Annotated in this window: 26 protein-coding genes; 7 read left to right on the forward strand and 19 right to left on the reverse strand. The window is 61.1% G+C overall.

From position 1 onward, the window contains the following. Positions 1–10 precede the first annotated feature (10 nt). The 4 genes from ACR0EZ_RS07990 to ACR0EZ_RS08005 all read right to left on the reverse strand — a co-directional run bounded on the left by ACR0EZ_RS07990 (position 11) and on the right by ACR0EZ_RS08005 (position 2440). Positions 11–523 carry a helix-turn-helix transcriptional regulator gene (locus ACR0EZ_RS07990; protein WP_480612124.1) on the reverse strand — a complete coding sequence of 171 codons (513 nt, stop codon included), beginning with the start codon at positions 521–523 and terminating at the stop codon, positions 11–13. 23 nt (positions 524–546) lie between these two features. Continuing rightward, complete coding sequence (locus ACR0EZ_RS07995) at positions 547–819, reverse strand: PepSY domain-containing protein (protein ID WP_480612125.1); 273 nt, start codon at positions 817–819, stop codon at positions 547–549. A gap of 135 nt (positions 820–954) precedes the next feature. Continuing rightward, complete coding sequence (locus tag ACR0EZ_RS08000) at positions 955–1968, reverse strand: Hint domain-containing protein (protein ID WP_480612126.1); 1014 nt, start codon at positions 1966–1968, stop codon at positions 955–957. Between the two features lie 193 nt (positions 1969–2161). Then, complete coding sequence (locus ACR0EZ_RS08005; RefSeq protein ID WP_480612127.1) at positions 2162–2440, reverse strand: hypothetical protein; 279 nt, start codon at positions 2438–2440, stop codon at positions 2162–2164. Positions 2441–2559: 119 nt separating this feature from the next. Between ACR0EZ_RS08005 and ACR0EZ_RS08010 the strand changes: the two genes are divergently transcribed. Beyond that, the gene (locus ACR0EZ_RS08010; RefSeq protein WP_480612128.1) at positions 2560–3420 is read left to right on the forward strand and encodes a hypothetical protein; all 861 of its coding nucleotides are present in this window, start codon (positions 2560–2562) and stop codon (positions 3418–3420) included. 158 nt (positions 3421–3578) lie between these two features. Here ACR0EZ_RS08010 and pnp read toward each other — a convergent pair whose 3' ends face one another. Then, positions 3579–5729, reverse strand: a complete 2151-nt coding sequence (gene pnp / locus ACR0EZ_RS08015) for a polyribonucleotide nucleotidyltransferase (protein ID WP_480612129.1) — start codon at positions 5727–5729, stop codon at positions 3579–3581. A gap of 187 nt (positions 5730–5916) precedes the next feature. Then, complete coding sequence (locus ACR0EZ_RS08020; RefSeq protein ID WP_480612130.1) at positions 5917–6459, reverse strand: excalibur calcium-binding domain-containing protein; 543 nt, start codon at positions 6457–6459, stop codon at positions 5917–5919. A 341-nt stretch (positions 6460–6800) separates the two neighbouring features. Here ACR0EZ_RS08020 and ACR0EZ_RS08025 point away from each other — a divergent pair, with 341 nt between their 5' ends. Further along, positions 6801–8402, forward strand: a complete 1602-nt coding sequence (locus ACR0EZ_RS08025) for a BCCT family transporter (protein ID WP_480612131.1) — start codon at positions 6801–6803, stop codon at positions 8400–8402. A 97-nt stretch (positions 8403–8499) separates the two neighbouring features. Here the strand turns inward: ACR0EZ_RS08025 and ACR0EZ_RS08030 are convergent, their stop codons facing one another. The 4 genes from ACR0EZ_RS08030 to ACR0EZ_RS08045 all read right to left on the reverse strand — a co-directional run bounded on the left by ACR0EZ_RS08030 (position 8500) and on the right by ACR0EZ_RS08045 (position 11675). Next, positions 8500–9360, reverse strand: coding sequence for a hypothetical protein (locus ACR0EZ_RS08030; protein WP_480612132.1), 861 nt, complete (start codon positions 9358–9360; stop codon positions 8500–8502). A gap of 293 nt (positions 9361–9653) precedes the next feature. Continuing rightward, positions 9654–9923 carry a 30S ribosomal protein S15 gene (gene rpsO, locus ACR0EZ_RS08035; protein ID WP_008757925.1) on the reverse strand — a complete coding sequence of 90 codons (270 nt, stop codon included), beginning with the start codon at positions 9921–9923 and terminating at the stop codon, positions 9654–9656. Between the two features lie 145 nt (positions 9924–10068). Then, a complete protein-coding gene (locus ACR0EZ_RS08040) occupies positions 10069–11079 on the reverse strand; it encodes a calcium-binding protein (protein ID WP_480612133.1) in 1011 nt (336 codons plus the stop codon). Positions 11080–11171: 92 nt separating this feature from the next. Then, a complete protein-coding gene (locus ACR0EZ_RS08045; protein WP_480612134.1) occupies positions 11172–11675 on the reverse strand; it encodes a DUF1643 domain-containing protein in 504 nt (167 codons plus the stop codon). Positions 11676–11778: 103 nt separating this feature from the next. On the opposite strand from ACR0EZ_RS08045, the gene ACR0EZ_RS08050 reads away from it, so the two are divergent. Next, a complete protein-coding gene (locus tag ACR0EZ_RS08050; protein WP_480612135.1) occupies positions 11779–13227 on the forward strand; it encodes a pyridoxal phosphate-dependent decarboxylase family protein in 1449 nt (482 codons plus the stop codon). An 8-nt stretch (positions 13228–13235) separates the two neighbouring features. Here ACR0EZ_RS08050 and truB read toward each other — a convergent pair whose 3' ends face one another. From truB to rbfA, 3 genes are read right to left on the reverse strand one after another with little or no spacing between them, the layout of a single operon-like run. After that, positions 13236–14147 (reverse strand): tRNA pseudouridine(55) synthase TruB, encoded by a 912-nt coding sequence (truB, locus tag ACR0EZ_RS08055; RefSeq protein WP_480612136.1) that lies wholly within the window; start codon positions 14145–14147, stop codon positions 13236–13238. Positions 14148–14201: 54 nt separating this feature from the next. Further along, positions 14202–14942, reverse strand: a complete 741-nt coding sequence (locus ACR0EZ_RS08060; RefSeq protein ID WP_480612137.1) for a phosphodiester glycosidase family protein — start codon at positions 14940–14942, stop codon at positions 14202–14204. Further along, complete coding sequence (gene rbfA, locus ACR0EZ_RS08065) at positions 14939–15334, reverse strand: 30S ribosome-binding factor RbfA (RefSeq protein WP_010438628.1); 396 nt, start codon at positions 15332–15334, stop codon at positions 14939–14941. The genes ACR0EZ_RS08060 and rbfA overlap by 4 nt, the downstream gene beginning before the upstream one ends. A 91-nt stretch (positions 15335–15425) precedes the next feature. Between rbfA and dapB the strand changes: the two genes are divergently transcribed. Continuing rightward, positions 15426–16235, forward strand: coding sequence for a 4-hydroxy-tetrahydrodipicolinate reductase (gene dapB / locus ACR0EZ_RS08070; RefSeq protein ID WP_480612138.1), 810 nt, complete (start codon positions 15426–15428; stop codon positions 16233–16235). A 9-nt stretch (positions 16236–16244) separates the two neighbouring features. Here the strand turns inward: dapB and ACR0EZ_RS08075 are convergent, their stop codons facing one another. The 5 genes from ACR0EZ_RS08075 to tmpA form a co-directional block, all read right to left on the reverse strand. Then, positions 16245–16583, reverse strand: coding sequence for a hypothetical protein (locus tag ACR0EZ_RS08075; protein ID WP_480612139.1), 339 nt, complete (start codon positions 16581–16583; stop codon positions 16245–16247). A gap of 81 nt (positions 16584–16664) precedes the next feature. After that, positions 16665–17525 carry a hypothetical protein gene (locus ACR0EZ_RS08080; RefSeq protein ID WP_480612140.1) on the reverse strand — a complete coding sequence of 287 codons (861 nt, stop codon included), beginning with the start codon at positions 17523–17525 and terminating at the stop codon, positions 16665–16667. A gap of 93 nt (positions 17526–17618) precedes the next feature. Further along, positions 17619–18287, reverse strand: coding sequence for an ureidoglycolate lyase (locus ACR0EZ_RS08085; protein WP_480612141.1), 669 nt, complete (start codon positions 18285–18287; stop codon positions 17619–17621). Beyond that, positions 18284–18874, reverse strand: coding sequence for a (R)-1-hydroxy-2-trimethylaminoethylphosphonate oxygenase (gene tmpB, locus ACR0EZ_RS08090; protein ID WP_480612142.1), 591 nt, complete (start codon positions 18872–18874; stop codon positions 18284–18286). The genes ACR0EZ_RS08085 and tmpB overlap by 4 nt, the downstream gene beginning before the upstream one ends. After that, the gene (gene tmpA / locus ACR0EZ_RS08095) at positions 18871–20007 is read right to left on the reverse strand and encodes a 2-trimethylaminoethylphosphonate dioxygenase (RefSeq protein WP_480612143.1); all 1137 of its coding nucleotides are present in this window, start codon (positions 20005–20007) and stop codon (positions 18871–18873) included. The genes tmpB and tmpA overlap by 4 nt, the downstream gene beginning before the upstream one ends. Positions 20008–20105: 98 nt before the next feature. On the opposite strand from tmpA, the gene ACR0EZ_RS08100 reads away from it, so the two are divergent. Continuing rightward, complete coding sequence (locus ACR0EZ_RS08100; RefSeq protein WP_480612144.1) at positions 20106–20966, forward strand: LysR family transcriptional regulator; 861 nt, start codon at positions 20106–20108, stop codon at positions 20964–20966. Here the strand turns inward: ACR0EZ_RS08100 and ACR0EZ_RS08105 are convergent. Continuing rightward, positions 20963–21145 (reverse strand): DUF1674 domain-containing protein, encoded by a 183-nt coding sequence (locus ACR0EZ_RS08105; RefSeq protein ID WP_480612406.1) that lies wholly within the window; start codon positions 21143–21145, stop codon positions 20963–20965. The genes ACR0EZ_RS08100 and ACR0EZ_RS08105 overlap by 4 nt on opposite strands. 91 nt (positions 21146–21236) lie before the next feature. On the opposite strand from ACR0EZ_RS08105, the gene ACR0EZ_RS08110 reads away from it, so the two are divergent. Both ACR0EZ_RS08110 and ACR0EZ_RS08115 read left to right on the forward strand, forming a co-directional pair. Beyond that, the gene (locus ACR0EZ_RS08110) at positions 21237–22496 is read left to right on the forward strand and encodes an RsmB/NOP family class I SAM-dependent RNA methyltransferase (protein WP_480612145.1); all 1260 of its coding nucleotides are present in this window, start codon (positions 21237–21239) and stop codon (positions 22494–22496) included. Between the two features lie 89 nt (positions 22497–22585). Beyond that, the gene (locus ACR0EZ_RS08115; RefSeq protein WP_480612146.1) at positions 22586–24325 is read left to right on the forward strand and encodes a heparinase II/III family protein; all 1740 of its coding nucleotides are present in this window, start codon (positions 22586–22588) and stop codon (positions 24323–24325) included. The last annotated feature ends 14 nt before the right edge of the window (positions 24326–24339 follow it).

Genomic DNA, 24339 nt, shown 5'->3' on the forward strand with positions numbered 1-24339 from the left:
AAAATGCCGGTCAGCGTTCGGGTGGGGCTACCGCGTCCAGCAGGGGGTCGGACAACAATTCTTCCACGAAAAAGCTCAGAAGCTGCAGGCGGCCCGTTACCCCTGCCTTGCGGTAGACAGCGGCGCTTTGGGCTTTGATCGTGCCGTCTTTAGTCTGCCGCAGCCGGGCGATTTCGGCGATGGACAGGCCCTTTATGGTCAGCAGGGCGACATTGCGTTCGGCGGCGCTCAGCCGCCATTCGTCAAACTGATGCTCGATGATCTGCGCCAGTGCACCGCAGGCCACACCAAGCTGGCGCTGCAGGTCGCTCACCCGCCGGGTCTGCGCCCTGATCAGCGCAATCGTTGTTCCCAGCCCCGCTATCAAGGCCAGCGCGAGGAGCAGTTCAAACTGATGCAGATGCCGGAACCCGCCGCTGTCGCCTCCGGTCCAGTCCATCAGCGCGTCGGTCAGAAAAAAGGCGGCGCAGAGGGCCTGCACCACCAGCAGGAGCCACAGTAAAGACGTCTGAGATATCTTCATGAGGCTCCTTCAGGGTCGCGCGGTCAGTCGTCGTCCTGCTCGATTTCGATGGCCGTCACCACGCCGCTTTCATCGTTCAGAACCAGTTCAGTTTCCACGCCATCCTTGGTGAATTCAACCTCGATCTCGCCATCTTCGAACTCGATCTCTTCGACGGTGTATCCCTGCGTTTCCAGCACGGATCGGATTTCAGCCTCGGTGGTGCCCAGCGTCTCGCCGATCCCGACATTGGCCAAAGCGATAACCGGTGCGGTTGCGATCAGACCGGCGAGTGTCAGCAGTTTGAGGTTTTCCATGTCACATCTCCTGTTTTGTGCGGTTCGATGTGATCCAGGTGGTGGGGGCGCCGCGCCGGTGCGATTGGATTTCGGTTGAAAACGGGGGAATTGGACCAAGGTTTATGCCGGACCGGCGCTTTTAGGTGCAAACCGTCACGCGGCGCGGGCGCTTTCCTTGTGCGGGCAGGTTTGGTCCGGCCGGGCAATCAAATCCGGTCGCAGCATGCGGGCTTCAAATGTTTTCAGGACAGGCAGGGCCGTCGGACCGTATGCTCTTGGGCCGTCTATCAACTCGGGAAACAGCGTGAACAGTTCGCGTTGAGTGTCCGGGGCCATGGCGTTGAGGGTGCATGCGCCGGGGTAGAAGGATTCAGACCAGGCCCCGTTCACATTCACCAACTCGTGCCGGTCAAACAGGATGTGGATGTAGTCGACCCCCTGATCGGGCGTCAGTTGCACAACCGAATGCCCGTCGATCAGCCCTTTGGCCGGGGCCAGCATCACCGGTTCGGAATACATCAACTCCATCCGGGAGCAGGAGACGGCGATCCGATGCTGGGGTGAGATCAGAAGATCGCGGCTGGGACTGTTTGCGCTCAGGCTGCCTGCTTGGATCTGGACGGGACGCAGATGCGGTTGGTGCCGCAATTCCTGCACCGAGAGGTGACTGCGGCCGATCCAGCGTACGGGACGGGCAGTGCCGTCCGCGGTGACGGCAAGATCGCCGGGGCGCAGCGTCTCGATCAGGCGGTCCCCAGATGGCGTCAGGATCAGCGACGCCGAGGTGAAGCAGACGAAAGAGGGCAGCGTATTGTACCCGGTGGTCGGGGCGTTGGGGGCCTCAAAGCTGGTGTCGGAGATCGTGTCGCCCAGCGCAACATCGCCCGAGGTGACGATGATATAGCGCGGGTTCGAGAACTGGATCAGGATGAACGTGACCGGCGTGCCGTTGACCTCGCCACTGTAGCTTTCGAAGGTGCTGAAAGACTGGGTCGAGCCCAGCCCATTGGGCAGCCCGCTCAGATCAATTTGCTGGCTCCCGTCGCTGTCGGATTTTTGCAGAAGCGCGTCATTGTCGGTGATCTCGACGTTATAGCCATTCTGAACATCAACGGAGCGGTTGGAATAGGGGTCAGCGCTGATTTCAAAGGCGGTTATCGAGGCCACGGTCGAACAGCATCCCGGTAAATGAGACGATTTAATAAATTTTGAGTCAACTCAACCTATAAGTGTTAAGAATTGGTTTACTTGGGCGTGGCGAAGTCAGGGCACATAAAAAAACCCGGTTGAAACCGGGGTCGGTGGGACAGGTGAGAACCAGCCGGTTCCCACCCTCCCGCATGGCGTGTGGCGGTTTCCGCTACAAGTCTTTGCGCTCCATGCGCCGCCATTCCCGACCCGACACGATCCCCCAGTTTCCCGCGTCATTGGGGCGACGCCAGCGCGGCGTAGCCATTTTCTGAAGCGCAAAGAGGGCGTCGTCGAAGTTTTCGATCTGACGCTCCTCACCCTTGGCACCGACAGTGAAACTGCCACCTCGCGTCAGGCGGGGATGGAAATATGAGCCGTCCGGGGTGGCGCATTGACCGGCAGTCAAAAAGGTTCGAAAGGCACCGACAGAATCTTTTTTGCAGGTCATCTCTCTTAGAGCGCAAGAAGCGTTCTGTCGGATAAATTGCGCCAACTGCTTGTTAATTTTTGGTCAACGTAGGCCACTTGATTTGACAGATTTGACGGATCCCACCTAGTATTCTTAAATTGTTAGCAAGTTTTCATGTCGGGAGTTTAGTCGTTGCGAGCAAAACGGTTATTTCTATTCTGAGTGTCGCGGGTGCTGTTCTGGCATTGTCGAATACTGCCGTGGCTGGAACTGTCACTTATTTTGCCAACGGGCCGGTGGTTGTAGATACAGCGTCCAGTAACGATCTAGTCAACGTGGTTTCCCCTTCTGAATTTCAGTTTCAAGCTACGATCCCTTCGGACATTTCCGTTGGGACAGATATTCGAAACGGAGCCAGTTTTTACAGCGCCCGCTATGAATACCCGGGAACGACTGGCCTTTTGCAAGGTTATGACAGTAGTGGAAACTTTGTTGGGGACTTCGTTGCGGGTCCTCTTGCGGTTTCGATGCTGAACGATTTTCGAATTTCCAGAACTGACCTGACCAGCTCTCCACTTCTGACCTCGATTGGAAATTCGTTTGGCATTTTCGATCTTATGGGATCCAATGACCAAATCTATTTCGACGTATTTGAAATTTTCTTCGGAGTTGTTAATGCTTCCGGTTCAGATCCAGTAACAGGAAGAACATTTCCCACTGACGGTGTCGAAACCGTTCTGCAGATATATATGACTCCAGATACATTTGGAGGAAACGACACGACTTTCAGTTTTTCCGGAGCGTATCAGTTTGCTTTCATCGAACTAATTGAATGGGATCCAAGTGCTAGGCATCCGAATCCGGGTTTGCGTGATAGCACGAATGAGGCTTTTCGCTTCATGGCGACCGCCAACGTAACAACTGACATAGCTCCGGTGCCTTTACCTGGGTCCGCATGGTTCCTTGCATTAGGATTAGCCGGATTGGTGATAAGAAAGAACATCGCTACCAGAAGTTGAAACTGTTCGGATAGTGGCGTCCGCTTTAGCCCATAATTTTTGCTGGCTTATCATCGTTGGTTTGTTCGTAACCCGCGCGGTCAATCGATCCAGAAGTGGAAAACCAAAAAAGCCCCGGCGTTTCCACGGGGGCTTTCGTTAGTCGAAAGAAGAACAGATTACTCTGCGCTTTCCTCTTTCTTTTCTTTCTTCTCGGGCACGATCTCTTCGCCGGTTTCCTGATCGACGACTTTCATCGACAGGCGCACCTTGCCACGATCGTCAAAGCCCAGCAGCTTGACCTTCACTTCCTGACCTTCCTTCAGAACGTCCGAGGGATGGTTCAGGCGGCGGTTTTCGATCTGGGACACGTGGACCAGACCGTCGCGCTTGCCAAAGAAGTTCACGAAGGCACCGAAGTCGACGATCTTGACCACTTTACCGGTGTAGATCTGGCCCTCTTCCGGCTCGGCGACGATCGAGTGGATCATCTCGTAGGCCTTCTTGATCGATTCACCATCGGGCGAGGCGATCTTGATCACGCCGTCGTCGTTGATATCGACCTTGGCACCCGACACTTCGACGATTTCGCGGATGACCTTACCGCCCGAGCCGATCACTTCGCGGATCTTGTCGGTGGGGATGTTCATGGTCTCGATGCGCGGGGCGTGGACCGAGAATTCGTTGGTCTCGGAGAGCGCCTTGCCCATCTCGCCCAGAATGTGCATCCGGCCGTCCTTGGCTTGCGCCAGGGCTTTCTCCATGATCTCGGGCGTGATGCCCGCAACCTTGATGTCCATCTGCAGCGAGGTGATTCCGTTTTCGGTACCCGCGACCTTGAAGTCCATGTCGCCCAGGTGGTCTTCGTCACCCAGAATGTCCGACAGGATGGCATAGTTGCCGTCATCTTCCAGGATCAGACCCATGGCCACACCGGCAACTGGTGCTTTCAGCGGAACACCGGCATCCATCATCGACAGCGAACCGCCGCAGACCGACGCCATCGAGCTTGATCCGTTGGATTCCGTGATCTCGGACACGATGCGGATCGTGTAGGGGAAGTCGGTTGCCGCAGGCAGAACCGCCTGCAGGGCGCGCCATGCCAGCTTGCCGTGGCCGATCTCACGACGGCCCGGGCCACCAACGCGGCCAACTTCACCAACCGAATACGGAGGGAAGTTGTAATGCAGCAGGAAGTTCGATTTAAAGTTACCGTGCAGCGCGTCGATGAACTGTTCATCGTCACCGGTGCCCAGCGTGGTCACGGCCAGCGCCTGGGTTTCACCACGGGTGAACAGGGCCGACCCGTGGGTCCGCGGCAGCATCGAGGTTTCGGCAACGATCGAACGGATATCGGTGGTCGAGCGACCGTCGATCCGCTTGCCACCCTTGACGACGTCGCCGCGCAGAATGCCGGCTTCCAGCTTTTTCATGGCCGAGCCGAGGTTGCCGTCTTCCAGCTGCTCTTCGGTCAGCGCTTCCTTGATCGCTTCACGGGCAGCGGCAACAGCGGCGGTGCGCTCTTGCTTGTCGGTGATCGCGAAGGCGGCGCGCATCTGCTCTTCACCGGCAGCGGCAACAGCAGCGGAAAGCTCCGAGTAATCGGGCGCTTCGAATTCAAACGGCTCTTTCGCGGCTTCTTCGGCCAGCGAGATGATCAGGTCGATCACCGGCTGAATCTGCTCATGCGCGAAGGTCACGGCGCCCAGCATTTCGGCCTCGGACAGTTCGTACGCTTCCGATTCCACCATCATCACGGCGTCTTTGGTGCCGGCCACGACCAGGTCCAGACGCTGTTCGGGGTTCAGGCGCAGGTCCTGCATGTCGTCTACGGTCGGGTTCAGGACGTATTCGCCATCCTCGAAACCAACGCGGGCACCGGCAATCGGGCCCATGAACGGCGCGCCGGAAATGGTCAGGGCCGCCGAGGCCGCGATCATCGCAACGATGTCGGGATCGTTGACCAGATCGTGGGACAGCACGGTGCACATCACCAGAACTTCGTTCTTGAAACCGTCAACGAACAGCGGGCGGATCGGACGGTCGATCAGACGCGCGGTCAGCGTCTCTTTCTCGGTCGGGCGCGCCTCGCGCTTGAAAAAGCCGCCCGGAACCTTACCGGCGGCATAGTATTTTTCCTGATAGTGGACGGTCAGCGGAAAAAAGTCCTGACCGGGTTTCTGCGCCCGCGCAAAGGTCACGTTTGCCATGACGCTGGTTTCGCCCAGCGTGGCAATCACGCTGCCGTCAGCCTGACGGGCAACCTTGCCGGTTTCCAGTGTCAGCGTTTCCTCGCCCCACTGCATTGATTTCTTCGTTACATCAAACATATGCGTATCCTAGAACGGAGCACTCCCGCCCCTGCGGGTCTCCGGTTTGCATGGCGGCCCCATTGCCGCCGACCCCAGTTTATCTTCCATTCGAGTGCCGGGGTCAGGGCACAACGTCTCAAGATAACGCGCGCATACATGAGATTGCGCGGGAAGGGAAGGGATAAGGCAGTAGAAGGCGTTCGGTCTAACAGCCGTTGTAGTTCTTATTGCCGCTTGCCGTTATCGTGTAGGTTCCACCGCGCGGACCTGTATAGCATTTGGAGTAGGTCCGCCTGACGGTGGGCTTGGGTCGGCGATATGTCGAAATCCTGCTGATTTGCGCGCGCCACTCACAGGCCAGTCCGTCGCCATCCCCATCAAGATTATGTGGATCCGAGAGCGGGCCTCCGGAAGCCAAAAAGAACTTCTGGGCCACTGCACCGTTTGGAAAATCGCCGCAATCGTACCGGTCCAAGCCGGTTGCGGTGGGCCTTGCGTAAACCGTCTTTCCAGCAGTCGACAGGCTGAGTTGACCGTAGTTACCCAAAATGCACTGGTTTACTCCTCGTTCGGCCAGTTCCGCCTCGATCATTAGTTTGCCGCGAGACGTGGTCTGCGTCTGAAAATAGGCAGCGCACAATTCTGAGGTCGAAGCTTGAGCGACTTTGGACGACAGTGCTTCGGGTGATAGAAGGTCCGCAGAGCAGGCCGTTAAAAGCATCATCGCTAGAGACAGTAAAAAACGCATTGAAATCCTCAACTCGGCTAAGAATACGGTGACGTTGGGCGGGGTAAAATTGCTGAAGTGGTTTAATTCGAATTCAGAATTGAAGGCTTAGCGACTTGACAGACCTTTTGAAAGAGGTGAGCGGACCCGGCGTGGAATGTATTGCAGGTTGCGGTATTGATCTCGTGCGCTAACATTATCAAAATTGAATGCGTTTTGTGAAATTTTGATGTCCGTGTAGGCTGTTACCACTGAACCCGCGGTCGAAAAGACGGAAACACGCCAAGGGGGTAGAACACTCACTGTCCGTCGGTTGACCGAATACCTTGGCGTTTGCACCTGGCGAACAGAGGGGCATTCGAATGGCTCAGACCAAGAAAATGCTGGATCCCGATCCACGCGTCTATGACTTTGAAACCGAGTACGAGTTGGGGCAGGACAATGTCAGGCCGTTCGGTCTTGATATTCACAACCCGGTTTTTCTGATTTCCAGTATCCTGATCTTTGCGTTCGTTCTGATCGCATTGGCCAATCAGGAGGCTGCGGCGACATTCTTCGGGTGGCTCAGACCCTGGCTGACCAGCACCTTTGACTGGTTCCTCGTGCTTTCGGTCGATGCCATCACCCTGTTCTGTCTGGTGCTCATCGTTCTGCCTGTCGGCAAGGTGAGGATTGGCGGCAAGGATGCCAAGCCGGACTATTCCTATGCCGGATGGATCGCGATGATGTTTGCCGCCGGTATCGGCATCGGGCTGTTGTTCTTCGGCGTGATGGAGCCAGTCTATTACAACTTTGCCGAAGACGGCAACGCCGTGCCGCTGGGCATCGACATCGCAGTGCCGGGAAATGAATACGCAGGCGTCGTCGGTACGATCCACCATTGGGGCCTTGAAGGTTGGGCGGTTTACGCCGCTGTCGGCCTGAGCCTTGCGATCTTTGCCTATAATCTTGACCTTCCACTGACCCTGCGGTCGGCCTTCTACCCGATCCTGGGCGAACGGGTCTGGGGCTGGTGGGGTCATATCATCGACACGCTGGCGGTATTTGCCACCTTGTTCGGTCTGACAACATCGCTGGGTCTGGGCGCGCAGCAGGTTGCGGCTGGCCTGAACGAAGTGTTCGGGATCGAACCCAGCCCGACCGTGGTTGTCCTGCTGATCATCGGCATCACGCTGATCGCGTTGGGCTCGGTCCTGATGGGCATGGATGCAGGCGTCAAACGGCTGAGCGAGATCAACATGATCATGGCCGTGGGCCTGTTCATCTTCGTGATCGTCGTCACCGGTGTCGGCACGGCCATCGCACGGTACTTCAACGTCATGGTGGATTACGTGACGCATCTTCCAGCCCTGTCCAACCCGTTCGGGCGCGAGGATACCAGTTACTTCCATGGCTGGACGACCTTCTACTGGGCCTGGTGGATCGCGTGGTCGCCCTTTGTCGGCATGTTCATTGCCCGCATCTCCAAGGGCCGCACGGTGCGTGAGTTTGTCCTCTGTGCGCTGCTGGCCCCCACCGCAGTCTGCGCGCTGTGGATGTCGACCTTTGGTGGTGCCGCCATCGACATGCTGAACGCAGGCGGAGCCGAAGGTGTACGTGCCACGGTGATCGACAGCTACGCCCCCGAAGGCGCGTTGTTCGGCTTCCTGAAAGAACTGCCGCTTTACAGCATCGTGGCCCCGATCGCACTGGTCCTGATTGTGGTGTTTTTCGTCACCTCGTCGGATTCGGGCTCGCTGGTGATCGACACGATCACCGCAGGCGGCAAGATGGATGCGCCGGTGGTGCAGCGCGTGTTCTGGTGTACGCTGGAAGGCCTCGTGGCGATTGCGCTGCTGCTGGGCGGCGGGCTGAGCGCCCTGCAAGGCGCGGCGGTATCCACCGGCATCCCGTTCACGCTGGTTGTTCTGATCATGTGCTACTGCCTGTGGCTGGCGCTGAAATCAGAGAAGGCTAAGATGTAGCCAACAACCCTGATGAACAGAAAACGCCCACCCCCGCGGTGGGCGTTTTTTCTTTGACGGCTCTACAGGGACAGTTCGCTCCTGTCAGAGGAACGCGTCAGACAAATCGCGATACCCAGGACGCCACCGACACACCGATCATCGTGACCAGACAGAGCATAAACGCCACAATGCCCATTGCTCTGACGGGTTTTTCATTGACCGGCAGCACATATTGAAGCGTGGAAATCAGTTTTGTGCTTCGGGACAAGACGCGTATCGCTAAAGTCCCGAGCGCTGCAGCCCAAAGCCACATGCTGGAAACATACGATGAGACAAGGATGATGGCGATGAAAACGCCAACCTGATTTTGAAGAAGCGACGGTACTTCGACGAAATTGTGTTGGCTCAGGGCGTCAAGGATACTGCGCATGTAAACCGGATCGAAGGACAGCACCGCAAAAGCGGTCAGTCCGAATATGATCAGGTAGGAAAAATATGAGGCCAAAAAATCGACGATGATTGCGACCAGAACCGGTAATTTCCCACTGGCCATTTTCTGAATAATGAACCGGGTGCAAAACAGGGAAAGGTAGTCGATGACCGGGTTGATGATCAGGAAAAACGTCAAAACTCCACCGGTACCGATGACATTCAGCCCGAAGTCCGAGGCAAAGTAACGCTCTTCCGTGACAAAGAAGTAGAGATAGCAAAGGGCAAAGGTCAGCCAGGACACCAGACAAGACGCGAGGAAACATCGCAGGGTCCAGTGCCTGGGGCCGAACACCCGGACAAACAGCCCCATGACCGCCGTGCCGACCGGGCTGTTTGCCTTTGGGGCCTTCAGGCGCAGCAGCCATTCGGAAATGTCGGCCCTGAACTCGGGCGAGACCGCATCGTCGCCTTTCCAGAACACTGACAGGATAATCACGATCAGTGACGAGGCACCCAGAAGTTCCAGAATTTCGTGGCCGAGCACGTTTTTATGTCCTCATCAATCACTTTCAAGAAATCGGATGGTTCATGAGGCGCAATTTGCCCCATGCGAGTCAAGGATTCTCCCGCCGGGGTGACGGGGCAGTCTTATCGGTTGGTCTTTGGTTCGGAACACCGTTGTTTAGGTTGCCGCCGGATGGCGCAGAGCAGGTTGCCGGTGCGGTGCGATGTGGAACGGACTTGAAGGCTTGCATTCAAACCACGCGCGGGAAACGGGTTCCGAAAACGAAAAACGCCCGCCGGTTTGGCGGGCGTCTGAAACGAACGAAAAAGCTCTTACCGGCGGATGCCCAGCTTTTTGATCAGGTCCTGATAGCGCGCTTCTTCCTTGCCTTTCAGGTAGTCCAGCAGTTTACGGCGCTGGGCGACCATTTTCAGCAGACCGCGACGACCGTGGTTGTCTTTCTTGTGGGTCTTGAAGTGCTCGGTCAGGGTGGTGATGCGCGAGGTCAGGATGGCAACCTGGACTTCAGGCGAACCGGTGTCGCCGTCCTTGGTTGCGAATTCTTTCATGACGCGTGCTTTTTCAGCGGCAGTGATCGACATCGGGGTCTCCTTTGAAAAGGTTGAGGTTGATGGCGCAGGCCGGGATGTCGTCCAGCACAGGCCCATGGAGAAAACCGCACCGATTCCGATGCGGATGGGCGCGTATAGGCGCTTTTGGCGTGAATGGCAAAGGGATTCTGTGGGCTCAGCCCACCTGTCCGTATTGCGTCAGCTGCGCCTCGGTTATCAGTTGGATGTCGTCAGCTGCAATCCCTTCGGCCCCGAACAGGTTGGCCACCCTTTGACCGTCGATCAGAACATGGGTCAGGTTGGGGTTTTCTGCGTCGGTTTTGATCTGAATCTCGGGGTCCTCCTCGGCTTCCCATGTCACCAGCAGCTTGTCCTGCCCGGGCTGAAACCCCATGACCGTGACTTCTTCCTGCTGTGCGCCCAGCACGATCTCATCCGCGCCTTGCCCGCCATCCACAACATCGCCGCCGCCAGCCAGAATGGTGTCGTCACCCGCGCCGCCGTTCAGGAAATCGGTCGCGCCGTCGCTATCGTTGGCAAGCAGCAAGTCGTCACCGTCGCCGCCAAACAGAACATCCTCGCCTTCGCCACCGGACAGGGTGTCATCGCCAAAGCCGCCCTGCAGCGCATCGTCGCCCTTGCATCCGGTCAGAGTGTCATCATCCGCGCCGCCATAGAGCGCATCGTCGCCGGCACCGCCGTTCAGGTGATCCTCGCCGAAATGGCCGTAGAGGGTATCCTCGCCCTCATCCCCTGTCAGAGCGTCATCACCCGCGTCGCCATGCAGAACGTCGTCCCCCTGTCCGCCAGAGATCGTGTCCTCCCCGCCGCCCCCGTGCAACACATCGTCGCCGCCGCCGCCGGTGATAAAGTCGTCGCCCCCGTAGCCGTTGATCTGATCGACACCGTCCTGCCCGGTCAGCACATCCGTCCCGTCGCTGCCGGCAATGACCAAATCGCCGTTGAACTCCGACAGGATCGTTCCGGTCGAGACATCAGCCGCATCCGCGTCCGCCGGTTCGTCGACATTTTCGCCGATATCCAGATATTCGCCCTCGGTCATCGGGGCCTCGGTATCATCCTCTGGCATATTGTCATCGGCGTCTTCGTCTGAGACGAACACATCGCTCATCGCATATGCCGCGCCGCCGATGGCGGCCAGTCCAAGCAATCCGGCCAGAAACATGGGAACCCTCCGAAAGCGTACTGCCCCGGGGAAATATCCCATGTGATCAAGCCCCTGGTCAAAGCCAGGTTGAGTCTGTGGTTAACCTTTTGTCACCATCGCTCGGGCTGCTGGGTATAGGCGATATAGAGCGGGTGCTTTGGGTGCCCGTCCTTGGTCAGACCCAGATGGAACAGTGGCTGACCAGTGCCGCGCAGCAAGGATTCCACCGCCGGGCCCCGGTCGAGATGGGCGCCATGGGTGCCCCATGCAGCGATGACCTGATCGGCCCATGCGACACCGTCCAGAATGGCCGCGTCATTCGCAGGCCCCACCGGATCGGCGGCGGCGCGCATCTTGCGCGGGTCGGTGTCGCGCCAGGCAAAGATGTTCGTCACCTGAAACGCCCCGAACCCCAGCGCCCGCGCGCGGCGTTCGCAGCGTTCGACGGTCGGGTCATTCTGCACCTCGGTTGCGGTCGAGGGGTTCAGCATCACAAACAACGCCTTGCGCTCGGCCGCGTCCCAGATGCGGGTCAGGCTGTAGCGGTAGTGCTCGCAATCGGAATACACGGCGGTCGAGGGCGCGTCGCCCTTGGTGTGGGAACGGGTGATCATGATCCGGGTTTGTCCGGTTTCGGACCCGTTGACAAGGGCCGATGTCCGGACGGGCGAAATGTGCTAGGTTGCCGGCATTTGAACGTGCATTGGGGGGCTTTTAATGACTTTCGAAACACTTGACCCTGCCGATTGGGAGCAGACGCGCAAACTGGCGCATGAAATGCTGGACATGGCGCTGGACCACACGCGGGATGTGCGCGACCGGCCCATCTGGCAGGACATGCCGCAGGACGTGCGCGCAGGCTTTGAAACCCCCGCGCCGCAGCAGGGCTTGCCGCTGGGCGATGTTCTGGACGACGTCAATGCCCGCGTGATGGCCTATCCGATGGGGAATATCCATCCCCGGTTCTGGGCGTGGTACATGGGCGCGGGCAATTTCACCGGCGCAATGGCGGATTTTCTGGCCGCCGTGCAGGGCTCGAACCTGGGTGGCGGCAACCACGCGGCGGCCCTGATCGACCGGCAGGTGGTCGACTGGCTGCGGGAAATGATCGGGCTGCCCGCAGGGTCCAGCGGCACGCTGACCAGCGGCGGCAGCGTTGCCAACATGATTGGCCTGACGGTGGCGCGCAATGTGCAGTCCGGCATCGACATGCGGCAGGACGGTGTGGCCGCGATGGAGCGGCCGATGCGCTATTACGGGTCGGAGCAGATGCACAGCTGCCACCAGAAATCGCTTGAGACGATTGGCCTTGGCAATACCGCCCTGCGCCGGGTGCCCACGCGGGACGACCTGACGATGGATCTGGATGCCCTGGCCCGGATGGTCGCGCAGGACCGCGAAGACGGCCTGAACCCCGCCTGCGTCATCGCCACCGCCGGAACCGTCAATACCGGGGCGGTTGATGACCTGAACGCAATCAGTGCGTTCTGCCGGAACGAGGGGCTCTGGTTCCATGTCGATGGCTGCATTGGCGCGTTGATCGCGATTGCGCCCGATAACCGCTGGCGCGTCGCCGGAATCGAAAGGGCGGATTCCGTGGCGCTTGACCCGCATAAATGGCTGCATGCCCCGTTCGAGGTCGGCTGTGCCCTTGTCCGCGATCATGATGCGCATCACGGGACATTTACGCTGAAGCCGGAATATCTGGAACCACAGTCGCGGGGCGTTGCCGGGGCCGCGTTTCTGCACGACTACGGCATCCAGACCACGCGCGGGTTCCGGGCGCTGAAGGTCTGGATGTCGCTGCGCGAGCATGGGGTCCAGAAATTCGGCAGGCTCATCGATCAGGACATCGAAAAAGCGCAGTATCTGACGGGTTTGATCGAGGCGCAGGATGCGTTGAAGCTGATGTTTCCGACCTCGATCAACATCGTCTGTTTCCGCTACGATCCCGGTGGTCTGAGCGATGACGCCCTGCGCCAGATCAACACCGAAATCATGCTGCACCTGCAGGAGGAAGGGACTGCCGTTGTGTCCGATACAACCGTGCGTGGCTCTCACTGCCTGCGGGTTGCGGTCAACAACCACCGCACCCGGACCGAGGATCTGGACCTGTTGGTATCCGAAGTGCTCAGGCTGGGGCAGGCATTGCGGCCAGCCGCCTGACGCCCGGGTCAGGTGGGGTCCACAAAGACCCGGCTGGGATGCAATTCGCCGGATTTGTAGATGCCGACTGCGATGGCCTTGCCGTCCAGCGAGGCCCAGGCCTCATCGCCATAGTCCACGTCCGAGGCCAGCACCATGCCCGGATTGCCATTGCGCAGGCGGGTGGCGCCTTCGGGGGTGCATTTCAGCTCGGGCAGGTCCGACAGGCCGGTTTCAAGCGGGTGCAGATAGTCGTCCAGCGCGGTGGTCTTGGCCATTTCATCGATCTGTTCGATGGACAGCCCGTCCTCGGCCTCGAACGGGCCGGACCAGATGCGGCGCAGTTCTTTCACATGCCCGTGGCATCCCAGCGCCGCCCCCAGATCGCGGGCAATCGAGCGGACGTAGCCGCCCTTGCCACAGGTCATTTCCAGCACGATATGGTCGTCGTCGGGGCGGTCGACCAGCACCAGTTCCTCGACCCACAGGGGGCGGGCGGAAAGTTCCACATCCTCACCATCGCGGGCCAGCTTATAGGCGCGTTGGCCGTCGATCTTTGCGGCGGAAAACTTGGGCGGCACCTGCATGATCTCACCCAGAAACGGGGACAAGGCGGCTTTGATATCGTCATCCGAGGGGCGCGCATCGCTTTGCGCAATCACTTCGCCCTCGGCATCGTCGGTATTGGTGGCCTGACCCAGACGCACGGTGAAGGTGTAGGCTTTCAACGCGTCGGTGATGTAGGGAACGGTCTTGGTCGCCTCACCCAAAGCCACGGCCAGAACGCCGGTTGCCTCGGGGTCCAGTGTGCCCGCATGGCCGGCTTTCTTGGCGTCCATCGCCCAGCGTACCTTGTTGACCACCGACGTAGAGGTCATGCCCGCAGGCTTGTCCACCACCAGCCAGCCGGAAATGTCGCGACCTTTGCGTTTGCGTCCCATGTGTCACCCAGAATCTTGCCAAGGCGCGCGGGTTAACGGATCACCCGAGCACTGTCAATTTGCTGGCGTATCTTCGACCACACCCACAATCGGCCCCAGCGAAAACCCCAGATCCGACCGGTTGCCGGCACGGTCATACATGCGCGAGATGTTACCGTCGAAGAACAGCGCGTTCGGGGTGTCCAGCACATCGCGAAACAGGCTGCCGAATTCGTGGAAGGTCACGTAATCCTCGGAAATCGCAAACACCGCGCGCGTACCATCGGCACTGGTGCCCACACCGTTGCGCACATAAAGCGAGGTCGAGTCGGGCAGGAAGCGCGGGTGCAATTCCCCGTCGATAACCAGCATTGGGCCGGATTGGGTGGCGAACCGGCACTCGGGGGCCTGATCGACGAAATCCAGCGTTTCGAACACATCGGCGCGACCGTCGCGGATGCAGAACACCCCGTTGGGCAGCAGGCCGAAATTGCCGGGGCCGGGATTGGAAATGACACGCATCTGCTCTTGCCCGTTCTCGACATAATGTCCCACGGGCGAGCGGTCGTCGTGATACATGCCCGCGTTCATCGCAAAGGCCAGGCGCTTGCCCTCGGGCTCGAGCGCCTCGTTCACCGAGGAGAAATGGCCCAGCACCTCGCCATCGTCGCCGTTCAGGAACAGGCGCAAATCCTCGGCGGCGTCGACTTCGCAGATGGTATAGCGCTTGTTCTGATGGGTCAGCTTTTCGCAGGTCACCGCGCCAGCCTGCACCGCCCACAGGGCGAGGCCGCAGGCAAGAAACGCTCGGATCACTCGTCCAGATCGCGGCGCACCGCGTCCTGTTCGAACATGCGGCGGGTGTCGTCCAGACGGTCGAACGTGTCATCCAGACGAAACCGCAGATCGGGCGAGAATTTCAGGCCGACCTTCTTGCCGACCATGCGCCGCAGCTCACCCTTGTTGCGGGCGAGCAGCTCGATCACATCCTCCTGCCCTTTGCCGCCCAGCGGCAGCACATAGGCGGTGGCGATCTTCAGATCGGGCGAGGTGCGCACCTCACCCACGGTGATCGACATGCGGTTCAGGTCGGGGTCGTGGACATCTCCGCGCGCCAGAACCTCGGACAGGGTGCGGCGGATCAGTTCGCCGACACGCAGTTGCCGTTGGGACGGGCCGGGGCCATCGTGGAATTTGTTCTTTGCCATAAACCCCGATCTAAGCCCAAAGGCGGGCTTTGCCAAGCGGGCGCGAACCGGGTAGGAGGCTTTGAGCAGTTTGCAGCAAGGGAACACCGCCATGACCCATATTCCGGGGATCGTCATCACAGGGGCTTCGGGCCGCATGGGGCAGATGCTGATCAAGACCGTGACTGACAGCGATCAGGCGCGTCTGGTCGGTGTGGTCGAGCGCGCGGGCCATGACTGGATCGGGCAGGATGTGGGCACGGCGATGGGCGGCCCCGCGCTGGGTGTCACCGTCACCGACGATCCGCTCGCGGCCTTCGCGCAGGCGCAGGCAGTGATTGACTTCACCGCGCCCGAGGCGACGCTGGAGTTCGCCGCCTTGGCCGCACAGGCGCGCTGTGTACACGTGATCGGCACCACCGGCATGAGCGACGAACAGATCGCGGCGCTGGAACCGGCCGCGCGCCATGCGGTGATCGTGCGGGCGGGAAACATGAGCCTTGGCGTCAACCTACTGGTGCAACTGACCAAAAAGGTTGCCGCCGCGCTGGATGAGGATTTCGACATCGAAGTGATCGAAGGGCACCACCACCACAAGGTCGATGCCCCCTCGGGCACCGCGCTGATGCTGGGCGAGGCCGCAGCCGAAGGGCGCGGCGTCAATCTGTCCGATGTGTCCGACCGGGGCCGCGACGGCATCACCGGCGCGCGCCAGCGGGGCCATATCGGCTTTCACGCCATTCGCGGCGGAGACATTGTCGGCGAACATGACGTCCTGTTTGCCGCCCCAGGAGAACGCATCGTCCTGCGCCATCTGGCCACCGACCGCGCCATCTTTGCCCGCGGCGCGCTGAAGGCGGCGCTGTGGGGGCAGGGCAAGGCTCCGGGTCAGTATGATATGGTGGATGTGCTGGGGTTGTAGGTGCGGCGGTTAGAAGTAAGTGCGCACAAGAACGTAGGCAAAAACATAGGCAAAGAACACGGCGACCCAAAAGAGCAACGCTACTATTATGGATGCGAAACCTAGCGCGAAAAAAAGAAAATAGTTGGCATTGGGGATGATCCGTATCCCATTAGGCACGTTTAGATCGTGGCAAAATTCATGTATGAAAAATTGGTTGGCCGCCCCATAGGCGCTCAGAACCAGCCGTCTGCGTGACGGCGGAGTGCCGCGCGTTCTGATCCAGAACTCAATGAACTCATCCTTGAAGTTGAAGACTGAAAAAACCGAAGACAGAAAAATCATCGCGGCCCATGATGTCAGGGGCATGATAACCACAAATCCAAACATTAATAATAATAGAGTCAGCAATTCTTTTTCCTTGTACCCCTCGCAAACATACAATTCGCATTAGCGAAACGCCGCCATCCCCGGCGGTTCCGCGCCGTCCTGTTCGACCTGCGCAAACAGCGCCCCCAGCCTCTGATCCCATGTGGGAAACTGCCTTGTCAGCGCATAGGTCAGCCGTTCGGCTCCGATTGAGATGCCCAAGGGCGCGGCCTCGCCGCCGATGATGATCTCTCCGATCTCGGTCCAGTTGGCCGAGGGCGGATAGGCGGTGGGCGCGGGCTCGGCCTGATCGCCGATGCGGTAATAGACGCCCATAGTGATCAGGTAATCCTCGCCAAACGGGTCGGGAAAGAAAAAGCCCGAGGCATCGCGGGCGGCCAGAGCCTCGGCTTCATCGCGCAGCAGGACCTTTTCGGCAAAGGGCAGGTCCAGACCATCCAGAACCGGACGCATGTCGTCGGATTGTGGCACGCTGACAAAGGCCAGGCGCGCCGGGTCGAGGCCGAAATCCTCGGTCAGAAGGCGCACCATAAGCTGCGTCGTGTCGCGGCCCGAGATCGCCCCGCCGGGATGGCAGCCGACCTCGTGAAACAGGGGCAGGACATCGGGGCGGGTTTTCTCGTCGACATCGCCGACGCGGGCCAGAGGCTGGATGACGAACGCCTTTTCGGCCAGAACATCCTGATCGAAATCATGCCGCAGCCCGCCATTGTAGCCCGCGTCGCCGGTGGTGATCGGCAGGGGCGGGGCCTCGGTGAACCCAAGCACGGCAAAACCCGTGCGCAGGCGATCGAGCGTGACGGCAAACTGCGCCTCGAACGCGTCGTTCTGGCTGGTCGCGCTCAGGCCGATCCGGGGCAGCAGCGCACTTGCGGTGGCTGCCGTTCCAAGCTGCACAACGTTCCGTCTGTTCAATGCCATCTTCGCCTCCTTTGCACACGCGCAAGGAGAGTATCGCAGAAGTTTGCGGCAAAGGTTAAGGCTTTCTGAAAACACGCCCCACAGGGCGTGTCGTCACAGATCTCTGATCTTGTCCGCGCGCAGGGGACAGGCGAGGTAGACGCCGAATTCCTTGCCGATATCGGCACTGACGCGGGCATGAACTGCGCCCTGACGGTCAAGGAACCGCTGGGTGTCTTCGACCGGGAAAATCCCCTCGTGCCAGATGCCGGGATGAATATAGAGCCCGCGCGCGCCGTCGCACCAGAAGGCCACTACTTTCTCGGGCGTCAGGTTGTCGCCGGGCAGGGCGGCGGGGATGATGAAGGGCTTGTTGTCCAGCGGCCAGAACATCTGACCTCCGTCCGGGTGATAGTTCATGTGCCACAGCAGGACCTGATCGCGGGGCGCGGTTTGGCGGGCGGTTTGCGCCTGCTGCGGGTCGGTGGACCAGCCCAGAACATAGTGGCCACCCACCGCCTCGTTCTCGCCATACAGCACATCGCCCTTCCATTTGCCGCGAAAAGTGCCCTCGACCCAGCCGCCTTCGTCCCCGGTGCCCTCGTCGATGGGCCGCCAGCCCTGTTGCGGCCAGCGGGTGATCTCGATCTCGAACCCCTCGGGGTCATCGACCAGACAGCCATAGCCTTTGACGGAGGCGTCGGTGGCGCGGATCAGCGGCACCTCGTGCCAGGGCAGCGAGGGCTTGGTGCTGGCTTCAAAGATATATTCGGGGGCGTTCATGCGACCTCCATATGTTTGTCGACCATGCGCTGCACCATCGGGGCGAAATGGGCAAAGCCGGGGGTTTCCATGTCGGCGCGCTTGCCTGCCTCGTCCAGATAGCGCACCTGAATGATCTGTTGCAGGTTCGGGTTGGCCTCGAACGCGGCGACCTCTTCGGCATTCATGGGCCCGCCCTGCAGTTCCAGCGTATGGACCGATGCGGCGGACAAGCGGTTGAAATACTCGGGCTTTGTGGCGCAGAGATACCGTTTTGCCGCCACGTGATAGCGGCAGCAATCGGTGATGACCGAGGGGAAGAACTGCTCCAGCACTTCGGCCCCCGCATCCTCGTGATGACGATCCTCGGTGTCGTCGGGATGGTAGGTGCCGAATTCCGAGGTGAAATGGCCGATATCGTGCAACAGAGCGCCGACGATGATTTCCTCGGGCATGCCGTTCTGTTCGGCGATGGTGGCCCCTTGCAGCATGTGTTCGGCCATGGTGACGGGTTCGCCCAGATATTCCTCGCCGCCGCGGCGGTCGAAGATATCGCCGATGAAGGCCACGATATTGTCGCGGTTGAGGCTTGAGAAGTCCGGTTTCATTCCGCCGCCTCCGGCTGCGCCATCTCCATCGCGGCCAGTGTGGAGAGCAGCCCGTCCTTGTCAGCGTAGCAGCCCTGCAGCCAGCGGGACCCGGAACCGGAATAGCCCAGACGGGCGTGCAGGACGCGGGTGTTGTCGACGATGAAGCTTTCGCCCGGTTCCAGCTTGAACGACACGCCCATGGCCGGGTTGTCGATGATCTCGCCCAACTGGCGATAGGCGGCGTAGTAAGCCTCCATCTTGTCGAACGGCACGTCGATGAACGGGGCCGAGGAGCGGTTGTTGAAGCGGATGCCGATCAGTTCCCCATCGGGTGACAGTTCGATCATCGGGCGGCGCGCGCGCAGGCAGACCCCGTCCGAGCCCATGTATTCGAACCGGGCCGGATAGCCCGCCAGCAGGGCGAAACCTTCGGGGTTCCGGTCGCGCAGGCGCTCGGCGGCGCGGAAACCGTCGACCACAATGGACTCCCCGCCCTCAGCGCTGTTTTCAAGGCAATAGAGGATCTGCAGCGTTGGCACCGGATCGCGATAGGGGTTGTCGGTATGGGCCTGCAAGCCCATCCCGGTAAAGGCGAGGTTGTTGGGGTTCACCTCGGTCCGCACCTCGAAATAGGGGCCATAATTGGTCTCGCGCACATAGCCGAACAGATCGGCCACCTGCAGCAACGATTCCGGCTCGGTCGGGCCGCCGGTCAACCTGGCAAAACCGTATTCCGCGACGGCAGCCAGCCAGTTGCGCTTGGCGGCGGGGTCCGCGTGAACCTGTGCCCAATCCCCGCTGGGCGCGTCGATACCTTGCGCCCATGTGGTGATGCCGGGGGCGATGCGCCCGAACGCGGCGCTTTGCACTCGGTCGTAGCTATGCGTGGCCAGCCATTGGGCGGGGAAGGTGACGGTCTTGTCTTCCGGCTGGAACGTGACCTGCAAATCGCCATTCACAACATCCGCCGCGCTGACCGAAACATCGGCGGGGATATCGCCGATGGTGATCAGGCGCTGGCCATTGCCGGGCGCGCGGGTTTCCGGGTCCAGCGCATTGTCGCGCAGCCAGATCGCATGAAAGCGGGACCGGGCGCCGCCGGCAAATTCCACGGTGATGATTGAAGGTTCAAAACGAACGGTGCGCAGCATCGGGGTCTCCTGTCTGGCGCGGACTTTGCTTGAGGAGATACGTGCTTTCTGACATTACGACAATTAAACCTTATTGCGACTGAGGCTTGGAAAATCTTATGGCTAAGAAAAAGATCGGATTGCCGCCACTGGACTGGCTGCGCGTGTTCGAGGCTGCGGGGCGTCTGGGCGGCTTTTCCGCCGCCGCGCGCGAGTTTGGTCTGACGCAGGCGGCGGTCAGCCAGCGGATCGGCAACCTCGAGGCATGGCTGGGACGGTCGCTGTTCGTGCGCGAGGCGCGCGGCGTGTCCCTGACCATCGAGGGCGAGAGCTATCTGCCGCTGGTGCAGGACAGCCTGCAGGCGCTGGAACGCAATACCGAGGACCTGTTTGGAAAGTCCCCTCGCGAATTGCGGGTGGCGGGCCTGTCCTCGCAAATTCATGCGCTGGTTCTGCCTGCCTTGCCCGCGTTCCTTGAGATGCGGCCCAAAGTGCGGGTGATGACCGATTCGATGGCCCGCCGCTCGTCACTGGAGGAAGAGCGGACATGGCTGCAACTCCGCTACGGCCGCGGCGCGTGGCCCGGACGCAAGGCGAAACTGATCGCGCCCGAGGTGCTGGCCCCGATGGCCGCGCCCGGTGTGGCGTGGGGCGCGCCGCTGATTGACCTGCGCGGCGAACGCCCCGGCTGGCAGGACTGGGCGCGGGTTGCGGGTGTCGAGGATTTGCCGACTGGTCGGCTGAGCTTCGATTCCGTTGGCCACGCAATCACGGCAGCGCGGCAGGGGATGGGGATCGCTCTGGGCTCGGTGCCCTTGGCGGCGGGCAATCTGCAGACGGGGCGGCTGTGCAGGCTGGACCTGCCCGAGCTGCAGACGAAAGATGGCTATTGGCTGACATGGCCCGAGGATCGGGTGCGGTCAAAACGGCAGCGGGCGTTGATTGACGATTTTCTGCAGGCGCTGCGGGGCGAGGCCTAGAAGTCGATGGCAATGCCCTTTTTCTCCCAATCGCCATAACGGGCCGGATCGGGACCGTCGCGCCCGCCCAGTTCCTTGGGCCGTTCCCCGGCTTCCGCCTCGGCCTTCTTGCGACGCTCTTCCGCCTCGGCCAGGGCGCGCTGGGCGGCAGGGGGCAGGTCTTTGCGCTCGTCACTCATGACATCGGGTTCCTTTCCGTTCAGCGCCTTGATATACGCCCTCGTCCGCCCAAGGCAATGCGGGCAAAGGTCATCAGGGGCACTCAGCATCATGTCAAATTCCGCAACAGCCGCGCGGCGCAGCGCAATCTATCTGCTGGATCAGATATTGGGCGAGGGGCGGTTGCTGCCCGAATGTCTGGCGGCGGGCGCGTTGGATCGTCTGGCTCCCGAAGACCGCGCGCGGGCGCAACGGCTGACGGTCGAAACCCTGCGCGGGCTGGAACGCGCCGACCGGCTGCTGGCCGATCACCTGCGGCAGACGCCCGCGCTGACGGTGCACAACGCCCTGCGGCTGGGCACGGTTGAGCTGTGTCAGGGCGAGGCGGCGCATGGGGTCGTCAATTCGATGGTCGAGATCGTCGGGCGGTCGCGCAAGCACGGGCGGCTCAAGGGGTTGGTGAACGCGGTTCTGCGCAAGATTGCTGCCGATGGGCCCGAGGCCTGGCCCAAAATGCGGGTGCCGCGCCTGCCGGAATGGTTGCGCGATCCGCTGATCATGGCCTGGGGCGAGGACGCGGTGAAGGGCATGGAACAGGCCCATTTTGCCGGAGCGCCGCTGGACGTGACGGTGAAGCCGGGGGGCAAGGCCCCGGGCGGAGACAGTTTGCCCACGGGCTCGGTCCGGCTGCAGGACGCGGGGCAGGTCTCGGCCCTGCCGGGCTACAAGGCCGGGGACTGGTGGGTGCAGGACGCGGCGGCGGCCTTGCCGGTGCGGGTTCTGGATCCGAAACCGGGGGAAAAGGTACTGGACCTCTGTGCTGCGCCGGGGGGCAAGACGCTGCAACTGGCCGCCGCCGGGGCTGAGGTCACAGCGCTGGATGTTTCAGAAGCACGACTGGCGCGGGTGCATGAGAACCTGAAACGCACGGGTCTTGAGGCCAAAGTGATCGCTGCGGATGCGCTGGACCATCAGGGCCAGTATGACGCCATCCTGCTGGACGCCCCCTGTTCGGCGACCGGAACCATCCGCCGTCACCCCGATCTGCCCTTTGCCAAGGACGGTTCGGAATTCGGCGGGCTGATCGAATTGCAGGCGCGGATGCTGGCCCACGCCTGGACCCTGCTGAAACCCGGCGGGCGGCTGGTTTATTGCACCTGCTCGCTGCTGCCCGACGAAGGCGAGGTGCAGATCGAAGAGGCTTTGGGCCTGCATCCCGACATGCGCATTGACCGCTCGGCACTGGACCTGCCGGGGATCGAAAGCGGCTGGATCACCGAAGAGGGCGGCTTGCGCCTGCGCCCCGATTACTGGCCCGACACGGGCGGCATGGACGGGTTCTATATCGCCTGCCTGAGCAAATCCACCTAAGCGAAGCTTTTCCATGACTTGACGATCGGGGCGGTCTATCGTTGGGTCTCAGGCGCCAGCAGAGCGCAAGGGGCAGAGTAACGGGCGTCATGTCACAGTCGGACACCATGACCAGTCGGTGGATGCGGTTCCAGAACCGGTTCCACGCGCGCCTGAGCCAGAGGCAGAAGGCGGTCAGCGGCTTTGTATCCCAGCCTGAACCCCGCACCGTAGGGTCTTTTGCGCGCGGTCGCCAGCTGGTCGCCGGGAACCTGCTGTTTGCCGGCTATCTGGTCGAGGCGCAGGACACCGGATTGTGGGAGGTCACGGCCCCCTCGGCCGGATTTGACGACGACCGCCACGGCTTTGCCTGGCTCGACGATCTGGCCGCCGTGGGCGACATGCGCGCGCGGGAAAAGGCGCAGCGCTGGGTCTGGGGCTGGATCGAGGCGCATGGCCGCGGCCAGGGCCCCGGCTGGGTGCCCGACCTGACCGGACGGCGGGTGATGCGCTGGATCAACCACGCGCTGTTCCTGCTGCGCGGGGCGGATGAGGCGCAAAGCCGGCTGTTCTTCCGCTCGCTGGCGCAGCAGACATGGTTTCTGTCGAAACGCTGGCAGGCAGCGACACCGGGCCTGCCGCGATTCGAGGCTCTGACAGGTCTGGTGCAATCCGGGCTGGCGCTGGAGGGGCTGGAACATATGGCCGATCCCGCCCTGCGCGCCTTGGCCGGGGAATGTGACCGGCAGGTGGATGCGCAGGGCGGCATTCCGACCCGCAACCCCGAAGAGTTGCTTGAGGTGTTTACCCTGCTCAGCTGGACTTCGGCGGCGCTGCATGATCTGGGGCGCGGCACCCCGGCGGCGCAGGCCAATGCCATCAAGCGCATCGCGCCGACCCTGCGCAGCCTGCGCCACGCCGATGGCGCGCTGGCGCGGTTTCACGGCGGCGGGCGCGGCATCGAAGGCCGGCTGGAACAGGCGCTGGCCCAAAGCGGGGTGAAACACAAGGCGGCGACCGAGTTGCCGATGGGCTATGCCCGTCTGTCCGCCGCCCGGACCACGGTGGTGCTGGACGCCAGCGCGCCGCCGACCGGCGCGGCCTCGTACAACGCCCATGCCTCGACCCTGGCGTTCGAGCTGACCTCGGGACGGCGGCCTCTGATCGTCAATTGCGGGTCCGGGGGGAGTTTCGGGCTGGAATGGCGGCGCGCGGGCCGGGCGACGCCGTCGCATTCGACCCTGTGTCTGGACGGCTATTCCAGCGCCCGGCTGGCGCGTGCGATTCCGGGCCGGGAAACGCAGGCACTGGTCGATGCGCCGCAGGACGTGCCGGTTCAGTTCGAGGATGCGTTCGAGGGTGTGCGGCTGATGGCCGGTCATGACGGCTATGCAAGGGTCTTTGGCCTGACCCATGCCCGCACGCTGGAACTGCGCTTTGACGGGCGGGAACTGACGGGTGAGGATATTCTGCTGACCGCAACCGACAAGGCGAAGCGGCAGTTTGACCGGGCGTTGGATGCCTCTGGCCTGTCCGGGATCGGGTTCGATATCCGGTTTCACCTGCATCCCGACGTGGATGCGGCGCTTGATCTGGGCGGGGCGGCGGTGTCGATGGCGCTGAAAAGCGGTGAGATCTGGGTTTTCCGCCATGATGGCGTGGGAAAATTGTCGGTCACTCCAAGCGTTTACCTTGAAAAAGGGCGTCTGAAGCCACGCGCGACAAAACAGATCGTTCTATCCGGCCGCGCAATGGAGTATGCGACGCGCATCGGGTGGACGCTGAGCAAGGCACAGGATACAGCCTACGCCGTGCGCGATCTGCACCGGGACGAGCCCGAATTCGACTGACGCCAAAAGGACCT

The sequence above is a fragment of the Ruegeria sp. AK4 genome (assembly GCF_056541025.1).

Coding starts and splice junctions, on each gene's coding strand:
- ACR0EZ_RS08050 (WP_480612135.1), top strand. CDS start 11,779: ATGACTTTCGAAACACTTGACCCTGCCGATTGGGAGCAGACGCGCAAA.
- ACR0EZ_RS08025 (WP_480612131.1), top strand. CDS start 6,801: ATGGCTCAGACCAAGAAAATGCTGGATCCCGATCCACGCGTCTATGAC.
- pnp (WP_480612129.1), bottom strand. CDS start 5,729: ATGTTTGATGTAACGAAGAAATCAATGCAGTGGGGCGAGGAAACGCTG.
- ACR0EZ_RS08085 (WP_480612141.1), bottom strand. CDS start 18,287: ATGAACGCCCCCGAATATATCTTTGAAGCCAGCACCAAGCCCTCGCTG.
- rpsO (WP_008757925.1), bottom strand. CDS start 9,923: ATGTCGATCACTGCCGCTGAAAAAGCACGCGTCATGAAAGAATTCGCA.
- ACR0EZ_RS08045 (WP_480612134.1), bottom strand. CDS start 11,675: ATGATCACCCGTTCCCACACCAAGGGCGACGCGCCCTCGACCGCCGTG.
- ACR0EZ_RS08110 (WP_480612145.1), top strand. CDS start 21,237: ATGTCAAATTCCGCAACAGCCGCGCGGCGCAGCGCAATCTATCTGCTG.
- rbfA (WP_010438628.1), bottom strand. CDS start 15,334: ATGGCAAAGAACAAATTCCACGATGGCCCCGGCCCGTCCCAACGGCAA.
- ACR0EZ_RS08115 (WP_480612146.1), top strand. CDS start 22,586: ATGTCACAGTCGGACACCATGACCAGTCGGTGGATGCGGTTCCAGAAC.
- tmpA (WP_480612143.1), bottom strand. CDS start 20,007: ATGCTGCGCACCGTTCGTTTTGAACCTTCAATCATCACCGTGGAATTT.
- ACR0EZ_RS08075 (WP_480612139.1), bottom strand. CDS start 16,583: ATGCCCCTGACATCATGGGCCGCGATGATTTTTCTGTCTTCGGTTTTT.
- ACR0EZ_RS08080 (WP_480612140.1), bottom strand. CDS start 17,525: ATGGCATTGAACAGACGGAACGTTGTGCAGCTTGGAACGGCAGCCACC.
- truB (WP_480612136.1), bottom strand. CDS start 14,147: ATGGGACGCAAACGCAAAGGTCGCGACATTTCCGGCTGGCTGGTGGTG.
- ACR0EZ_RS08040 (WP_480612133.1), bottom strand. CDS start 11,079: ATGTTTCTGGCCGGATTGCTTGGACTGGCCGCCATCGGCGGCGCGGCA.
- ACR0EZ_RS07990 (WP_480612124.1), bottom strand. CDS start 523: ATGAAGATATCTCAGACGTCTTTACTGTGGCTCCTGCTGGTGGTGCAG.
- ACR0EZ_RS07995 (WP_480612125.1), bottom strand. CDS start 819: ATGGAAAACCTCAAACTGCTGACACTCGCCGGTCTGATCGCAACCGCA.
- ACR0EZ_RS08005 (WP_480612127.1), bottom strand. CDS start 2,440: ATGACCTGCAAAAAAGATTCTGTCGGTGCCTTTCGAACCTTTTTGACT.
- dapB (WP_480612138.1), top strand. CDS start 15,426: ATGACCCATATTCCGGGGATCGTCATCACAGGGGCTTCGGGCCGCATG.
- tmpB (WP_480612142.1), bottom strand. CDS start 18,874: ATGAAACCGGACTTCTCAAGCCTCAACCGCGACAATATCGTGGCCTTC.
- ACR0EZ_RS08100 (WP_480612144.1), top strand. CDS start 20,106: ATGGCTAAGAAAAAGATCGGATTGCCGCCACTGGACTGGCTGCGCGTG.
- ACR0EZ_RS08105 (WP_480612406.1), bottom strand. CDS start 21,145: ATGAGTGACGAGCGCAAAGACCTGCCCCCTGCCGCCCAGCGCGCCCTG.
- ACR0EZ_RS08020 (WP_480612130.1), bottom strand. CDS start 6,459: ATGCGTTTTTTACTGTCTCTAGCGATGATGCTTTTAACGGCCTGCTCT.